The organism is Dietzia sp. NCCP-2495, from assembly GCF_026011735.1.
In the GTDB taxonomy this organism is placed as follows: domain Bacteria; phylum Actinomycetota; class Actinomycetes; order Mycobacteriales; family Mycobacteriaceae; genus Dietzia.
On sequence record NZ_BRVN01000006.1, the window covers coordinates 117571 to 133980 of the forward strand.

Below are 16410 nucleotides of genomic sequence, written 5' to 3' on the forward strand. Positions count from 1 at the left end.
GGGACTCCGCTCAGGACTCGGGAGCCTCGACCACGTTGAATGTGGCTGCGGGGCTGAACACACTTCCGACCAGCGCGTACACCTGGTAGGCGCCCACCTCGACCGGGGTGCGGTCGCCCTCGGAGCACGCCCCCTCGGCCGAGCGACGGCCCGACCAGTCGATCTGACGCGGTTCCGGCTCGCCCGGACGCAGGTCCACCTCGTCCTCCTCGCGCGGGGTGGTGCAGTCGATGCTCGACCAGATCTTCGTGTTGTCGTCGAGGCGGTACACCTCGAACGACAGCGGGGCCTCCGACAGGTTGCGGTCGCAGGTCGTCTCGGAGGTGTTGATGATGTTGACGAAGAACCGGACGTCCTCGCCGGCGACCACGTTGGGCTCAGCCGGCCACACGTCCAGGCGGAGATCCTCGTTCGCGCAGCGGCCACGGGAGGCGCCGCCGTCGTCGTCCTCGTCGGATTCCTTGGTCGTCGTGGCCGTGGTGTCAGTGGTCTCGACGGCCTCCGCCGAATCAGGATCGACGCTGCCCGCGGTCTCCTGGGTGTCCGTACCCGAGTCGCGGGAGGCCAGGAACAGTGCCAGGATCACCACGATGACGGCCACCACCGCCACGACGACAGCCGCGAAACGACGGCGCACATAGACTTCGCGCGGTAGGGGGCCCTGTGGTTCGTGCACGAGGCCAACTCTAGAGGCGGACCCACGCACCTGGGACCTGGGATGCGGCGTGTCCCGCAAAGCAAGCAGACGGGGCGGTCCCACGCCGGCAGACCGGGCCGCGCGTCAGACCGCGACCATCTCCTCGCCGGGACCGTGCGGGATGTCCTCGACATCGCCGATCACACTGCGGAGGTACGCCCGTCCGTCGTTGAGCTTGTAGGTCACCCCGACGATCGCCAGCTCCCCCGCGTCGATCCGGTCGCTGATGATCTTCGACCGCTGCTGCAACAGCTCGCCGGTCTCGAGGATGTGGCGGGCCTCGTAGTCGTCGGTACTCGTGAGTCCCTCCCGGCGACCGTTGAGGATCGACGGCGAGACCTTCTCCACCACATCCCGCAGGAATCCCGGCGGGATCTCACCGGTCCGGAGCGCGTTGACGGCGGCGGCGACGCCACCACAGCTGTCGTGACCGAGCACCACGATGAGCGGGGTATCCAGAAGATGCACCGCATACTCGATCGACCCCAACACCGCGGTGTCGATGATGTGCCCCGCCGTGCGGATCACGAACAGGTCGCCGAGCCCCTGGTCGAAGATGATCTCCGCCGCCACCCGCGAATCCGAACACCCGAACAGCACGGCCTTGGGGTGCTGCGAGGCGACGAGATCCTCTCGCCGCTGGGTATTCTGGCTCGGATGACGCATCTCGCCCTTGACGAAACGACGGTTGCCGTCGCGGAGCGAGGCCCAGGCGCTGATCGGGTTGGTGTGAGGCATGCCTCATATTGTGCACACGCTGCAGGAGAGGCAGGAAATTGACCTCCGAACGCGGGTCCTCCTCCGATCGCGGCCCCTCCTCCGATCCCGTGGCCGCCATCGACACCCCGGCACTCCTGAACTGGTTCGCCGGTGCCGGCCGGGCCCTGCCATGGCGCAAGGACGGCGTGAGCGCCTGGGAGATCCTGCTCTGCGAGGTGATGAGTCAGCAGACGCCCGTCGCCCGGGTCGAGCCGGTCTGGCGCGAGTGGCTGGCACGATGGCCGGGCCCGGCCGAACTCGCCGCCGCCGCCCCCGCGGACGTGATCCGCATGTGGGGCAAACTCGGCTATCCCCGCCGCGCGCTGCGGCTGCGGGAATGCGCCGTCGTCGTCGTCGAAAAATTCCACGGCGAGGTCCCCACCGAGGTCGACGACCTCCTCTCCCTGCCCGGCGTCGGCGACTACACCGCGCGCGCCGTGGCGTGCTTCGCCCACGGCCGAGCCGTCCCGGTGGTCGACACCAACGTGCGGCGCGTCGTGGCACGCGCGGTGAACGGGGTCGCCGAGGCCGGACCGCCGTCGACCCGTCGCGACCTCGCTGCCGTCGAGGCACTCCTGCCCGCGCGGCGAGAGGAGGCCGTCGCGTTCTCCGTCGCGGTGATGGAACTGGGCGCGCTCGTGTGCACCGCCCGCTCCCCCGACTGCGATGCCTGCCCCCTCGCGCCGACGTGCGCCTGGGTCGCCGCCGGGAAACCCGAGTGGGACGGCCCCCGGCGCAAGGCCCAGACCTACGCCGGGACCGACCGCCAGGTGCGCGGCATGTTGCTGGACGTGCTGCGCGACGGCGACGGCACCGCGACCGCCGCGCGCCTAGACGCCGTGTGGCCGGACCCGGTCCAGCGCGGGCGGGCCCTGGCCTCGCTGGTCGACGACGGGCTCGTCGCGCGCGTCGACGGCGGGTACGCGCTGCCGGGCTGAGTCACGGCGGGCACCCACAAACCCTCGGGGAGGCCTGACGGCTCAGTCGTCGCCCGGGATCGCTGACACCACCGGGGGCACCGAGCACACCTGGATCATCTGCGTCCCGGAGTCCCGCGAGACCAGCGTGCCGCGGCCCGGCGGCAGCGGGCTCGGCTTGAGCTTGCCCACGATGTTGCCCTCGTCCCGCGACCCCGACATCACCAGCATGTCCACCGACAGCTCCCGGAGCTTGGCGATGGTGCCGCTGTACATGGCCCGGCTCACGCCGCCCATCCGGCGGGTCACCACCATGTGCAGGCCCACGTCGCGCGCCTGCGGGAAGAACTGGTGGAGATCAGAGAGCGGATCGGCGCCCGCCGAGGGGGCCACCAGATCGTGGTCGTCCACCACCACGTAGATCTCGGGCCCGGTCCACCACGAGCGGGTGGCCAGTTGCTCGGCCGTCACGTCGTCACCGGGGAGCCGTTTCTGGAAGTACGGGACGAGTTGCGGGATGAGGGCCTGCGCGGACTTGGCCGACGAGATGTAGCCCGCCAGATGATCGTCCGGCACCACCCCGAGCAGGGAACGCCGGTAGTCCACCAGCAGGATCTTGGCCTCCTCGGGGGTCGTGGTGGCCACGATCGACTCGACGATGTTCCGCAGGACCGTGGTCTTGCCGGAACCGGCGTCCGCGAACGCCATGAAATGCGGCTGCGTCCGGAAGTCGAGGGTGACCGGCTGGAGGGCGTTCTCCCCGATCCCCAGCAACGCCCGGTTCGGGCGGATCCGGGCACCGGCCGCCTCGATCTCGGCGAGCACCGCCGACCGCGGGATGTCATCGGCCAACAACCGCACCGGCGGCGCCGCACGATCGCCGTACAACGCCCTCAGGTCCGCCGCTGCCGCGCGGACGCCCTCGGCCAGATCGGCCACCGACGAACCACCGTCGAGCCGCGGGAGTCCGATGAGCGTGTGCAGCCCCGACTTCACGATGCCGCGACCCGGCCGGCCCTCGGGCACCAGCGCGCCCTTGACCCGTCCGGCCTCGGACTCGCCCGGATCGCCGAGCCGGAGCTCGATCCGCGTGCCCATGAAGTCCTTCATCGTCGAGCGGAGCTCCGCCCACCGGGACACCGACACCACCACGTGTATCCCGTACGACAGGCCCCCCGAGGTGAGCGCGGTGACCTTCTCTGCAAGTTCCTCGAACTCGCCCCGGAACGTCGCCCAGCCGTCGATCACCAGAAACACGTCGCCGAACCGGTCCCCGTGCAACGGGTGCGACGCACGCTCAGCCGGCTCCAGCGCGAGGTACTCGGCCCGCTGCCGACGGAAATCCGTCATGGACTCCAGCCCGAGTCGGCGGAACCGGGCCTCACGCTCGGCCAGGAGCGTGGTGAGTTCGGCGACCGAGCGGCGGATCCCGTCCAGGTCCCGCCGGCCGGCGACGTACCCGACGTGCGGGACGTCGCGCAGACCCGCCAGCGAACCGCCGCCGAGGTCCACGCAGAAGAACTGGACGAGCTCGGGCGCGTGGGTGGCGGCCGCGGACATGATGAGCGTGCGCAACGCCGTGGACTTGCCCGACTGCGGCCCGCCGGCCACGGCCACGTTGCCGGCGCCGCCGTCGAGCCGGACCAGGAACGGGTCCCGCCGCTGCTCGTACGGCTTGTCGACCGTGCCGACCGGCCAGGTCAACGTAGGCACGTCGGCCGCGGACACCGGCACATCGACCGGCCCGCCGAGTAGGACGTCCACCGACTCCGGCTCGTCCAGCGGCGGGAGCCACACCTCGTGGGCCGGCCGGCCGTGGCCGCGAAGGCGGTCCACCACCACGTCCAGCAGCGACTTGGGCGTGTGCTCCCCGCCGGTGGCGGCGCCGTCACCGGCGGCGGGCGCGGCGTCGGGACCGGGGTCGGCGTCGAGGTGGGGCGGGGAGTCGTCCAGGAGGTCCGCCATGCTGGGCAGCCCCGCGAACGCACCCGTGCCGCCGAACGAGTCCGACGCCCCGGCCACGTCCGCCGGCCCGGCCTGGGCGGAGACATCGTGGTCGGCATCCCGGGTGTCGGGTGCCGCTTCCGGCAGCTCGGGTAGCGGGACGCCGATCGAGGTGAACTCCACGGCACGCAGTCTGGGGCCGGTGCGCTCGTCGTCGTCGTCGATCACCGGAGTCTCGTACGGACCCGACACGTACGCGGCGTGGAACCGGGTGAGGTCGTCGGAATCGGTCTTGAGGTAGCCCGCACCCGGGGTGCCGGGCAGGTGGTAGGCGTCGACGACGCCGAGCACCGAGCGCGACTCGCTCGCGGAGAAGGTCTTGAGGCCGATCCGGTACGACAGGTGACTGTCCAGCCCGCGGAGCTTGCCCTCCTCCAGCCGCTGCGAGGCCAGCAACAGGTGCATCTGCAGCGAACGGCCGAGGCGGCCGATGGCCACGAACAGTTCCGCGAAGTCCGGCTTCTGGGTGAGCAGCTCGGAGAACTCGTCCACCACGATGAACAGGGCCGGCAGCGGATCCAGCGGCGCTCCCGCAGCGCGGGCCTTCTCGTAGTCACCGACGTTAGCGAAGTTGCCCGCGGCCCGCAGTAGCTCCTGCCGGCGCGTCATCTCGCCGTACAGCGCATCCTTCATCCGGTCCACGAGATCGAACTCGCCCTCGAGGTTGGTGATGACCGCCGAGACGTGCGGCAGCGATTCGAGACCTAGGAATGTCGCGCCGCCCTTGAAGTCGACCAACACGAGGTTGAGCGCGTCCGGCGAGTGCGTGGTGACCATCGACAGCACGAGCGTGCGCAGGAACTCCGACTTACCCGAACCGGTGGCACCGATACACAGGCCGTGCGGACCCATGCCGTTCTCGGCGGCCTCCTTGATGTCGATCTCCACCGGGCGGCCGTCGACCGTTGTCCCGATGGGCACGCGCAGCCGCTCCCGGGCCGTGCGCGGACGCCACACGTCGGCCGGCTCGATGGCCGCCGCGTCGGGGATGCGGAGCAGGGACATCAGGCCCTTGGCCGGCCCGGTCGGATCGGCGCCGAGATCCACCAACCGGGCCGCGCTCGCGAGCTGGTGGCGGCCCAGCCGGCGCGCGAGGGTCTGCGCCTGCGCCACCGGGAACCGGTCGATCGTCGCGAACTCCTCCGTCCCCGCCGCGCTGCGCGCTGCCAGCGTGCGGCCGGACACGACGAGTTGCACACCCCGGCGGACGGCGAGGCCCGACTCCGGGGCGGTCAGGTCGAGCACCGTCACCCCGTCGTAGCCGGACTCGCCGACCAGCCGCTCCGTGCCGTCGACGAACCCGTCGTCGATCACCACCACCAGGTGGGGGCGGTCCGGATCAGGCTTGGCCGAGCGGCTGAACCTGCTCCGGTCGGCGATCTCGTCCTCAAGGGACTGTTCGAGAGTCCCCAGCGAGGTGTAGAACATCCGCTCGGGACCCATCCCGTCCACCTCGGTGGGATGGCCGAGGTGCGGCAACCACTTGGCCCACGACCACTGCGGATCGTCGGGGTCCCCGGTCACCACGGCGATCTGCAGGTCGTCCGGCCCGTGGAACGTGCACAGCTCGCAGAGCATCACCCGGACCAACGCGCGGGTGTCCTCGGAGGGGCCATCGATGTTCACCGCGGGGAAGGCCCGGAGGTTGAGGGAGACCGGGAGTCCGTGGACCACCGAGTGCGTGCGCACGAATCGGCGCAACGCCACCGCCGAGACCGGCTCCAGGTCCTCCACCGGCCCGGTCTCCGGTCGCTGCAGACGGGTCGCGAGCCGCTGGCTGCCCACTCCGAGGCGGACGTGGACGAAATCCGGGTCCGAGGGGCGGCGCTCCCACATTCGCCGTGACCCCACCGAGGTCAGCAGCGCGGAGGGCTCGGGGTGGTTCCATTCCAGAGCCGCGCGCTGGGCGGCGGCGGTCTGCCCTACCTCGCGCCGGGTGCGCTCGAGGTACCGGAGGTAGTCCTTCCGGTCCTCGTCCAGTTCCGCCGGCCGCTTCCCGCCGTTCTGGCGGCCCGAGGCGAGCATGCCGCCCATCGAGACGAGCATCATGAGCGGGAACATCATCATGAACGGGTTGCGCATCATGGATGAACCCATGGTGAAGAACAGGGCGAGCATGCCGAGCACCGCCACGATGAGGATCACCGGCATGATCTTGGCCATGAGGTTGCCCGGGACCGGCCGCGGGACCTCGGGCGGCGCGGTGAGGGGTACCTCGCCACCGGGTATACGGGGTGGGGCCAGTCGTGGCCTTCGCACGAACGCTTCGGTGGTCACCCTGGAAGTCCCCTCCTCGTACTCCGACCGGTATCGGTCCACGGGTGTGCCCTGCCCCCGACCGTCCGGGACCCCACGACGCTACAGTGTCCCCGGAAACGACGGAACATGCTGCCACACAACGTAGACGGGGGTTGTCGCTGGTGACTGCTCAGACCGGGGAGCCGACCGGGGGCGCGGCGCTGTGCCGCGTGTCCGTGGTCGGCGGAGACACCCAGATCGACCTCGGACTCCCCGCGGACGTCCCGGTGGGGGCGCTAGTACCGGACCTCGTGGCACTCGTGGAGTCCCGTGCCCCCGCCCGGTCGGAGCTCGAGCCGGAGCCGGAGGACCGGACGTGGCACTGGTCGATCGCCACCATCGGCCACGCTCCCATCGACCCGGCAGTCTCCCTGACGGAGGCCGGGATCCGGGACGGCGACCTGGTGATCCTCCAGCGCGCGGACTCTGCGCAACCGCCGGCCCTGTTCGACGACGTGATCGACGCGGTGGCCACCCTCCGACGGGACGAGAGCTCGTGGAGTCCCACGGCAGCCCGCCGGACCGGCTATGCGGTGTTCCTCGTGGGACTCCTCGCTACGCTCGCCACGCTGTGGCAGACGCGGGCCGGAGGCGCCTCGGTGGTGCCGCCTCTCGCGGTGGCCCTCATCGGGGCCGGCCTGCTGGTGACGGCGGTGCTGTCCTCGCTGGTGTACGCCGACAGGACCACCGCGCGGGTCCTCGGGGTCGGCGGGGTCGCGGTGGTGGCGGGCGGGGCCGGACTGGCACTTCCCGGCACCCCCGGCGCCGCGCACCTGCTTCTCGCCGCTGCCGTGGTGACCGCGGCGTCACTGCCACTCATGCGCGTGATCGGGGCAGGCGAACCGGAGTTCACCGCGGCCACGACCGCCGGCGCGATCACGGCCGTCGCCGCCGCGGTGACGTTGCTCACCGACCTCCCGCTGCGGCCGGTCGCCGCGGGCACCGCCGCCGTGGCCCTGCTGGTCCTGGCCCTGGGGCCCAGGATCGCCATCGCGGTGGGCCGCCTCCCGGTGCCGCCGGTGCCCACCGCCGGCGATCCGATCGATCCCGGCGACGACGACTCCCGTCCCACCATCGAGGCGGTCGGCGCGGTGGGCGCCACCACGCTGCCCTCCGCCACACGACTGGCCGAGCGGGCTCACCGCGCGGACAGCGTCCTGACCGGCGTCACCGTGGGCTCGGCCCTGTCCCTCACTGTGGCTGCGCTGCTCATGCTGCCCGGTGGGCCCTCGTACCGGTGGCAGGCCGTGGCACTGGCGGCAGTGTTCGGGCTCGTCGTGGCCGCGCGCGGTCGCTCGCATTCCGACCTCACGCGCGCGACCGTCCTGATCTCGTGCGGGGCCGTGGTCCTGGCCGGGGTCGCCTACAGCTTCACCGTGGCGGGGTCCGAGCCGGCGCTGTCGATCGGGCTGGCACTCATGGTGCTGCTGGCCCCGGTGGCGTTGTGGTCTGGCGTGGTCGTGCCCCGGACCGAGCACGCCCCCACCACCCGGCGGCTCGTCGAGATCGGCGAGTACCTGCTGCTCTGCTCGATCATCCCGCTCCTGTTCTGGATCCTCGGGCTGTACGCCCTGGTCCGGAACCTGTGAGGGGCGGGACGTGAGTTCACGCCCCCGGCTGCGGGTGGCGGCCGCGCCGCTCGCCGTGGCCGCGGTCCTCGGGGTGGCCGCCTCCACCGGCGCACCGGCTGCGCTCGCCCAGTCGGCGGGCCCACCCGTGGCGACGGAGGGCCCGATCCTCGGTGGTCCCCCGCAACCCCCGTCCCCCACCGAGCGGACATCCGAGTGTGCGGCCCCCGAGTTCTCCGGCGACGCCTCGCAGGTGCCCGCCCCGAGCCAGATCCTCGACCTGGACCGTGCCCGGGAGCTGGCGACCGGCCGCGGCCAGAAGGTCGCCGTGATCGACACCGGCGTGACCCCGCATCCCCGGCTGGGCCCGGTCCAGCCCGGCGGCGACTACGTCTCCGATGGCGACGGTCTCCAGGACTGCGACGGCCACGGCACGATCGTCGCCGGCCTCATCGCGGCCGCGCCGTCCGCTGACGACGGGTTCGCGGGTGTCGCCCCCGACGCCGAGATCCTCTCCATCCGACAGTCCAGCCTGGCCTTCGGCCCGGCCGAGCGCGGGTCCCTGCCCGAGTACCAGCAGGTCGGCGACGGCTACGGAACCGTGACGACCCTCGCCGCAGCGGTGGTGCGCGCGGTCGACCTGGGCGCCACCGTGATCAACATCTCCCAGGTGGCGTGCGCTCCATCCGCCGAAGCGCTGGACGACGACATGCTGGGCCGCTCCCTGCGTTTCGCGCACGACCGTGGCGTGGTGGTGGTGGCCGCTGCCGGCAACCTCCAGGGCAACGGCCCGTGCGGAGCTCAGAACCCTCTCGCCGACCCGGCCAGTCCGCACGCACCGGCGTGGAACACCGTCTCCACGCACGTCTCCCCCGCCCGGTGGTCGGACCAGGTGCTCACCGTGGGGGCGGTCGACGCGCGCGGCAGTGCCGTGCCGTTCAGCATCCGGGGACCGTGGCTGGGCGTGGCCGCGCCCGGCACGGACATCGTCTCGCTGGACCCCGCACCCGGCGCCACCGGGCTGGTGAACCGGCAGCAGACCGCCGACGGTCTCTCCCCGTTCGCCGGATCCAGTTTCTCGACCGCGTACGTCTCCGGGCTCGCCGCCCTGCTGCGTGAACGCTTCCCGGACGCGGGGCCCGACGAGATCATGAACCGGATCAAGGCCACCTCGCACGCCCCGCAATCCGGTCACGACGAGCGGACAGGCGCCGGGGTGATCGACCCCGTGGCCGCACTCACCGACACCACGATCCCCGAGTCCGGGGTCGGATCGGTGGAGTTCGTCGAGCCGGAGCCCGATCCCGGGCCGGATCCGCTCCCGACGATCCTCGCGTTCTCCGGTGCGGGCCTTCTGCTCGTGCTCGCCGGCGGAGGCTGGGCGATCGCCCTGGCCGTCCGGCGCCAGCCCCGCCCGGACGTCACCGTCGACGCCGTGGACGACACGTACTGACACCCGGGCGACGGCGGTCCGTGCCGCCCGCTCCGACTCAGCCGCCGCGCAGTTGCATCGGCACGGGTACGGAGTCCGGCCCCACGCCGTCGTGCGCGACCAGCGCCGTCTCGCGGCTGAGCAGCGGGCCCGGCGCGAGGAGCCGGTCGATCGACCACGGGATCGGGGTGGGGGCGGCCCCCAGACCCAACACCTCGGCCACACCGGCGTCGGGGATCTCGAAGCGGGTCCCGGTGGCGGAGATATAGCCGAGCGACTCGGCGCGCCGTGCCTCGCCCGAGGAGTCGGTGACCTGGGCGAACCAGCCGGTGGAGTCGGGGCTGGCGAACCAGTCGGTGTGGTCGCCGCCGCCGTCGGCCCCGGCCAGCGGTGTGGGCACCACGCCCTCGGGCAGCGGGAGGTCACGGCCGGACAGCAGGCTGAGCTCGGCTCGCGGGTCACCGTCTGCCCGGTGCCACAGCACGCACGTCACCGGCTCGGCGTCGGCCTCGAGCAGTTCGGGCTTCGCCGTGGGGAAATGGTCCAGGGGAAGTCGCTGCACCACGGACACCGCGGCGATCTGCTCCGGGGAGACCTCGGGCATCTCGGCGCGACCGGAAGAGTCCGCGGCGCGCAGGGCCGCGGCCGCGGTGACCGGAATCGGCTGGACGCCGTCGGACAACACGAGGTGATAGGTGTCGCCGTCGGTGCCGGGTTCCCGCACGACCGTGCCCACCCCGAACCCGTCCAGCGCGCCGGCGGAGTCACGGTCGGGTACCTCCGGGACCGCCAGCGGCGGGGAGTCCTCGAGCGCGTCGAGCAGCCCGGTGCTCACCGGTCGCGGTGTGGCGTCGGCCAGGCCCAGCGACCGCATCAGGGACGTGTCCGCGGTGTCGACCCGCGCCTTACGTCCCTCATACAGCAGGTACGTACCGTCCCCGCCCGTGGCCAACACGGACTGACCCGGGCCGGTCGGCGCCGCACCGGCGGCGTCGGTCGGACCGGCCACCACGCCCGTGGTCACGGTTCCCTCCGCGTCCGTGTCGCAGACGGTCCAGTCCACGGCCCCGCCGCCGGTGTCGAGAGCCGACGGGGCCCCGGGGATACCGAGCATCGGCCCGCGGGGGTACTCGTCCAGTTTGTCGTCCTTGACGTCGGTCGGGGACTCGGCCTCGCCCACGATGAGGCGTGCGGACGCGAGATTGAGCACGGGGTGAAGTCGGTCCCCGACCCGGACATACAGCGCGCCGGAGTCCTTGGCCAGCACGATCGAGGAATCACCCACGGCGCCCTGCGGTCGCAACAGCGCGAGGATCCCGCACCCCAGCAGGACCAGCACCGCCAGCGCCAGGCCCACCATGACGGAACGGTTCTGCGAGCGCATCGGATCGTGGATCATCCTCGGGTCCCGGCGCATGAGGGCGTGCTGCAGCCGCCGCACCAGGAACCGATAGCCGTTGACCTGTGGCTTGGTGGTCAGCGGTGCCGCCATGGATTTTCCCCCGTCTGTCTGCGCTCGTCGCCACGGCTACCCTAGTGAATCGACGGCGACCAAGTGGCACTGGCGAAGTGATGACGAGAATCGGGGATTGTCGATGAGCACGGGCGATCACGGGGACGACGCGGTGGTGATCCGGGACGGGAGGACACGCGTGCGCCCGCCCGCCGGGTTCGAGGGCACCGTGCCGGACCGGTCCAACCCGACGCCGCTCAACCGGCTCTCGCCCGGATCGATCGTGACCGTGCAGGTCCTCGCCCTGGGCCCGGCGCTCGTGGCGGGGGTTCTGCTCGCCCCGCACGGGGTGCCCGTCTGGGTGGTCCCGGTGATCGTGGCGGTGGCGGCACTCGCCCTGACCATCCGGTGGCGCGATCACTCCCCCGTCGAGCGCCTGGTGCACCGGGGCGGCCGGACCGTCGCCGATCCGGCGCCCCTGGCCGTGGACCTCCCGGACGGGTCCACGATGGGGGTCATCCGCGACGGCCGACTGCTGGTGTCGGTCCTCGCGGTCCGCCCGGACTCGCCCGTCCTCGTGGTGGACGGCACGCGCCCGGCCGCGACCATCCCGCTGGACCTGCTCTCGGACCACCTCAGCCGGTACGACGTCGACCTGCACTCGATCGACGTCACCGTCGCCCCGGTCGGGGTCGGCGAGGGCGACCGGACGGCCTGGATCACCCTCAGATTCGACCCCGCTCTCGACCCCGCCGCCGTGGACCGCCGTGGGGGCGGGGACGACGGCGCGGTGCGCACGCTCGTCACCGTGACCCGTCGACTCGCGCTGCGGCTGGGCGGCGAGGGACTCGGGGTGACCCCGCTCGACTCCGCCGGGATCGACAGGGACATCGCCCGGTACACGGGACGGGGCCGGTACGCGGCGGGGCCGACCGGTGCGGGGACGCCGAACGGTGGGGAGACGCCGGACGCCGCTACCGCGGCCGTCGACCCGGCGTCCGGGGTCGCTGCGTCCGGGGTCGCGGGTTCCGGGGTCGCGGGTTCCGGGGTCGCCGGCGTGCTCCGGATCGACGCACTGGCCCGCTCCCACGCGGGAGCCACCTGGATCTCACTGCGGGGACGCGACCGCGCGGGCCGACTCCACTGGTGCGCGGCGGTGACCGTTCCACCCGGCGCCGACGCCCCCACCGGAACCCGCCTGCTGGACCCGCGCGCCGGAGGCGACCCGCTCGCCACTGCTCCCGGGCGACCGGGCATCGGGGCCGACTCGTCCCTACGGCCGCAGCGGGACACCGCACCCGCCCTCGCGGCGGTCTCCCCGGTCCTCGACGGCACGCACCCACTGCTCGGAGTGGACGCCGACGGACGGGCCGTGCGCCTCGGGCTGCCCGGGCACGCGCGCCGGATGTCCCTGGTGGGGACCGCCCGGACGGCCCGTCTGATCACGGCGCGCGCCCTGTCCGCCGGGATCGCCGTGGAGGTGATCACCGAGGATCCGACCCCGTGGGGCGCACTGCACTCCCGCGGGCACCGGCTCGTCGTGCGTCACCCCGACGCCGGTCACCCCAACGGCAGTCACCCCAACGGCAGTCACCCCGACGACCGTGGCGACCCCGGGTGGACGCCGGGCCTCGTCGTCGTCGACGCCACCTCCACCGACCCCACCGCATCGACCGGCGGCGCCTCCGGAGAGCTCCCCTCCACCCTCCCGGGCGGGGCCCCCGTCCTCACGGTGACCCCACCGGGCGGCCGGGCCCCGCGCGCGGCGGTTCAGCTGACCGAGAACGTCGGGGACGCGGCCGGGTCGCTCACCGTGACCGCCGACGGCAGACGGATGCACCTCGGACTCCTCGAACTGCGCGACGAGGCGCAGTACGTCTGATCAGCTCCTCTGATCAGCTCATTGTCGACAGGACCGACCGCACTGCCGCCTGCAGGTCCGCGGCCTCGATCCGGCGCAGCGTGGACTCGTCCAACGAGGTCACGTCGAGCGAGACGTCGGAGCTGAGGCGGTACTCGCGCTCCTCCTCGGCCGCCTCGATGAGGTTGCGCACGAACCGCCCGTTGCCGGCGAGGTCGATCGCGCGCCGCTGCTGCCCGCTACCGTCCGGGCGGGTCGTGGAGTGCAGCTGCGCGCACACCCGCCGGATCTCGTCGGCGGCCTCCGGGGACAGGTCCGAGTCCCGCTTCCCGGCGATGAGGGTCGCGATCGCGGTGAGCTCGTCGGCGTCGTAGGAGGCGAACCGGACGCGCTTGGCGAAGCGCGAGGCCAGGCCCTCGTTGGCGTCGAGGAAGCGGTCGATCTCGGCGTCGTACCCGGCGATGATCACCACCAGCCGGTCGCGGTCGTTCTCCATGCGGGCGAGCAGCGCGTCGACCGCCTCGCGGCCGAACGCGTCACCGCCGGACAGGCCCTGCTGGACCAGCGTGTAGGCCTCGTCGATGAACAACACGCCGTCCATCGCGCTGTCGATGAGCTTGTTGGTCTTGATCGCCGTGGAGCCCAGGTGCTGGCCCACGAAGTCCTGACGGGTGGCCTCGACCAGATTGTCGGTGCGCAGGACGCCCAGCCCCTGGTAGATCTTGGCCACCACGCGGGCGATGGTGGTCTTGCCGGTGCCGGGCGGCCCGGTGAAGGCGAGGTGGTTGCTGCGGGCGGCGGTGGCCATCCCGCGGTCGGCACGCACCCGTGCGAGGGTTGCCGCGGACTGCAGCTTGGCCACCTGCTCCTTGACCTCCGCCATGCCGATCTGCGCGTCGAGTTCGGCGCGGGCGGCGGCGAGCACCTCGGCACCGCGGGCCTCGCCCTCGGCCCGGTCGAGTTCCTCCGGGGTCGGGGTGGAGGCGGGGTCCCACCGGTCGGTCCGGGCGTCGATCGCCTCGCGGCTGGTCACCACGAGCCGGTACCGCGGGTCGCGCAGGGCGCGGGCGTTGGCCTCGAACGACGGCTGCTCGGAGTACACGGTCTCGAACACCTCGACCGCCTCCTCCTCCTTGCCCATCTCGCGCAGGGTCAGTCCGCGGGTGAACCGCGCGGCGGTACGGGCCGCCTCGAGCGGCCCCTCGTCAGCGGCGGTGAGCCGCTGGACCGCCTCGCCGAACAGACCGAGCTGCGCGCACGCCGTGCCCACCATGACGTGGGCGCCGGCGGCCATGTGCGGCTCCTCCCACTCCCTGGATCCGGCGAGCGCGGTCATCACATCCGGCCAGCGCTGGGTGCGGTGGTACAGAACGCCCCGCACATAGGCGATGACCCGCCGGTCGGTGGCCGCCTCCGACTGCTCCCTGCTGACGAGCTGCTCGGCCTCGTCCAGGAGCTGCTCGGCCTCGGAGAAACGGGACTGACCCATGCGCTGCACCGCGAGCGCGCACGCGGCCTCGGCACGGTCGGCGAGTGGGTGCTCGATGTAGAGACCGGCGTGGAAGCGGGCGGCGAGGGTGCGGGGGGCGAGTCCGAGTCGGCGGGACTCGCGGCCGAGGGTGCGGCTCTCGCGGTGTAGAGCCTCGAGCACGGCCGGGTCTGTGTCGCCGTTCACCAGTCTGCCGAGCCACGCGTCGGCCATGGACGGGTCCCATTCGGACGCCCGCCGGAAGGCCAGTTCTGCATACTTCGCATCACGCGGTGCCTGCTGGTCCTCGACCTGGATCCCCAGGGACAACACCCCGGCGTGAAAGGCCTTCTGCGCCTGGCGAACGTCAACCATGTGCCGTCATTCCCCGCTCCCCACTCCACGTCTGGCGGGCCGGGCCGTCCGGGGCTCGGCCGCGGGCCAGTATAGCCACGCCCGGCGCGCGGGACGTTCGTGACCGCGCGAGCGGCCGGCGGGGGCCGCTATCGTGGTGCGGGTACGCACCGGGGCAGGCCCGGTGGGATGAGCATCGACCGACGAGGACGGGACGTGAACACAGCTGCGCGCCGCGACGGCGGGATCAGGGTCCGAACCGACGAGGTCGGACGACCGATGGAAGTCCAGCTCGAGGCCGGTCAGTTGCACCGGTCCGCCGAGGCACTGGGCGCCGACATCCTCGCGCTGTGCCGGATCGCCGGGACGCGGGCGCAGGTCGCCCGCCGCGCCGAGCTCGCCGCCGCGGGGGTCGACGCGGTCATGCTCGCCGAGTTGGGGCTGCCGACGCGCGACCGACTCGCCGACCTGGAATCACGCTTTGATGATGACGACGACGAGGTCGGCTCATGGATGCAGGCACCGTGACCGGACCGGACTCGGGGCGGGACGTCTCCGCCGAACTTGACTTCGACGCCGTGACGATGGCCGCGTCGGCGGCACTGGACCGGATCCGCGAGATGCAGGAGGCAATGGCCGCGGTGCGCGGCCACGCGGACTCGGAGCAGGGTGACGTGCACGTGACGGCCGAGGGCTCCGGCGCGATGGTGGATCTCCGCCTCGACCCGTCGGCCCTGTCCCGGTCGCCGGGCGAGCTCGGGCGGGTGATCGTGGAGACGGCGGAGGCCGCGGCGCGCGAGGCCTATGAGCGCCATCTCGAGGTGCTGGCGGAGTACTCGTCCGACTGACGCCCGCAGCGCTATGACCTGCGCCACAGCGTTTAGGTCTCGAAACGGTAACGAGATTCGGGCGCGCCGATGAACTCAGGTGAGAACCTTCCCACGCAGCTCACGGGTGAGATCGCCGTCGACCGCCCCCTCCGGCACGATCAGTGCAGTTCACGCGCCTTACATCCGCTCCTGAGCACCTACACCGTGGTCACGTCAACGATCAGATGCCGGGCTTGTGCTGTCATTTCTCGGTTGTAGCATCGCTTTTCGTCCCGCACCCGACGTGAGTTCGTCGGGTGCGCGTCCAATGGGGCGACAGAGCACGCCACCAGTCGCGGGGGAGGATTCACGATGAGCGCATCAGGCGGAACCGGTCAGGGGATCAGCGTCGTCACCGACGCGCTGCGTACGTACTCGGAAATCTCGCGCACCATGTCGGCCGAGGTGGCCACGGCTGCCGGCGGGCGGGCGTTGACCTCCCAGGCTGAACTCGCCGGGGCGTTCGGACCGATCGGCAAGGGCTTCCTCGCGGCCTTCCACAAGGCGGAGGCGGCGCACCTGCAGGGCGCGTCCAAGGTGTCCATTGCCCACGACGCCATGGCCACGCAGTCCCAGACCTCGGCGGCCGCCTATGACGGGACCGACGCGGACTCGGCGGCCCTGACCGGGGCGGTCCGCACCGCGATGTCGTTGTCGGAGACCGCGACTGATGCGGCTCGACTCGCGTCGACCAAGACCGATCCGCCGACGGACCCGCAGGCGGACTGAG

Annotated in this window: 12 protein-coding genes; 7 read left to right on the forward strand and 5 right to left on the reverse strand. The window is 72.3% G+C overall.

Translation table 11 applies throughout. From position 1 onward, the window contains the following. Window positions 1–10: 10 nt before the first annotated feature. Both OPF83_RS07925 and OPF83_RS07930 read right to left on the reverse strand, forming a co-directional pair. Entirely contained in the window at window positions 11–676 is a 666-nt protein-coding gene (locus OPF83_RS07925) for a hypothetical protein (protein WP_264886809.1), read from the reverse strand. 105 nt (window positions 677–781) lie between these two features. Continuing rightward, a complete protein-coding gene (locus OPF83_RS07930) occupies window positions 782–1435 on the reverse strand; it encodes a carbonic anhydrase (protein ID WP_264886811.1) in 654 nt (217 codons plus the stop codon). An 89-nt stretch (window positions 1436–1524) separates the two neighbouring features. On the opposite strand from OPF83_RS07930, the gene OPF83_RS07935 reads away from it, so the two are divergent. After that, on the forward strand, window positions 1525–2394 hold the full coding sequence (locus OPF83_RS07935) for an A/G-specific adenine glycosylase (RefSeq protein ID WP_264886867.1): 870 nt from the start codon (window positions 1525–1527) through the stop codon (window positions 2392–2394). A 42-nt stretch (window positions 2395–2436) separates the two neighbouring features. Here the strand turns inward: OPF83_RS07935 and eccCa are convergent, their stop codons facing one another. Next, window positions 2437–6654 carry a type VII secretion protein EccCa gene (eccCa, locus tag OPF83_RS07940; protein WP_264886812.1) on the reverse strand — a complete coding sequence of 1406 codons (4218 nt, stop codon included), beginning with the start codon at window positions 6652–6654 and terminating at the stop codon, window positions 2437–2439. A 143-nt stretch (window positions 6655–6797) separates the two neighbouring features. Here eccCa and eccD point away from each other — a divergent pair, with 143 nt between their 5' ends. Continuing rightward, window positions 6798–8264, forward strand: a complete 1467-nt coding sequence (gene eccD / locus OPF83_RS07945) for a type VII secretion integral membrane protein EccD (RefSeq protein WP_264886813.1) — start codon at window positions 6798–6800, stop codon at window positions 8262–8264. 10 nt (window positions 8265–8274) lie between these two features. After that, window positions 8275–9696, forward strand: coding sequence for a type VII secretion-associated serine protease mycosin (gene mycP / locus OPF83_RS07950; RefSeq protein WP_264886814.1), 1422 nt, complete (start codon window positions 8275–8277; stop codon window positions 9694–9696). A gap of 37 nt (window positions 9697–9733) precedes the next feature. On the opposite strand, the gene eccB is transcribed toward mycP, so the two are convergent. Beyond that, complete coding sequence (eccB, locus tag OPF83_RS07955) at window positions 9734–11167, reverse strand: type VII secretion protein EccB (RefSeq protein WP_264886816.1); 1434 nt, start codon at window positions 11165–11167, stop codon at window positions 9734–9736. Window positions 11168–11270: 103 nt separating this feature from the next. On the opposite strand from eccB, the gene OPF83_RS07960 reads away from it, so the two are divergent. Next, window positions 11271–13010, forward strand: coding sequence for a type VII secretion protein EccE (locus OPF83_RS07960; protein WP_264886817.1), 1740 nt, complete (start codon window positions 11271–11273; stop codon window positions 13008–13010). A gap of 13 nt (window positions 13011–13023) precedes the next feature. Here OPF83_RS07960 and eccA read toward each other — a convergent pair whose 3' ends face one another. Further along, window positions 13024–14832: a type VII secretion AAA-ATPase EccA gene (gene eccA / locus OPF83_RS07965; protein WP_264886818.1), complete on the reverse strand. Its 1809-nt coding sequence runs from the start codon at window positions 14830–14832 to the stop codon at window positions 13024–13026. Between the two features lie 195 nt (window positions 14833–15027). Here eccA and OPF83_RS07970 point away from each other — a divergent pair, with 195 nt between their 5' ends. From OPF83_RS07970 to OPF83_RS07980, 3 genes are all read left to right on the forward strand, one after another. Continuing rightward, window positions 15028–15339 (forward strand): hypothetical protein, encoded by a 312-nt coding sequence (locus OPF83_RS07970; RefSeq protein WP_264886819.1) that lies wholly within the window; start codon window positions 15028–15030, stop codon window positions 15337–15339. Next, the gene (locus tag OPF83_RS07975; protein ID WP_264886820.1) at window positions 15321–15659 is read left to right on the forward strand and encodes a YbaB/EbfC family nucleoid-associated protein; all 339 of its coding nucleotides are present in this window, start codon (window positions 15321–15323) and stop codon (window positions 15657–15659) included. Before OPF83_RS07970 ends, OPF83_RS07975 begins: the two co-directional genes overlap by 19 nt. A 333-nt stretch (window positions 15660–15992) precedes the next feature. Then, entirely contained in the window at window positions 15993–16409 is a 417-nt protein-coding gene (locus OPF83_RS07980; protein WP_264886821.1) for a type VII secretion target, read from the forward strand. The last annotated feature ends 1 nt before the right edge of the window (window position 16410 follow it).

Excerpts from the sequence above, each read along its gene's own strand:
- OPF83_RS07930 (WP_264886811.1), bottom strand. The coding sequence starts at position 1,435 with ATGCCTCACACCAACCCGATCAGCGCCTGGGCCTCGCTCCGCGACGGC.
- eccB (WP_264886816.1), bottom strand. The coding sequence starts at position 11,167 with ATGGCGGCACCGCTGACCACCAAGCCACAGGTCAACGGCTATCGGTTC.
- OPF83_RS07960 (WP_264886817.1), top strand. The coding sequence starts at position 11,271 with ATGAGCACGGGCGATCACGGGGACGACGCGGTGGTGATCCGGGACGGG.
- eccA (WP_264886818.1), bottom strand. The coding sequence starts at position 14,832 with ATGGTTGACGTTCGCCAGGCGCAGAAGGCCTTTCACGCCGGGGTGTTG.
- OPF83_RS07975 (WP_264886820.1), top strand. The coding sequence starts at position 15,321 with ATGGATGCAGGCACCGTGACCGGACCGGACTCGGGGCGGGACGTCTCC.
- OPF83_RS07980 (WP_264886821.1), top strand. The coding sequence starts at position 15,993 with ATGAGCGCATCAGGCGGAACCGGTCAGGGGATCAGCGTCGTCACCGAC.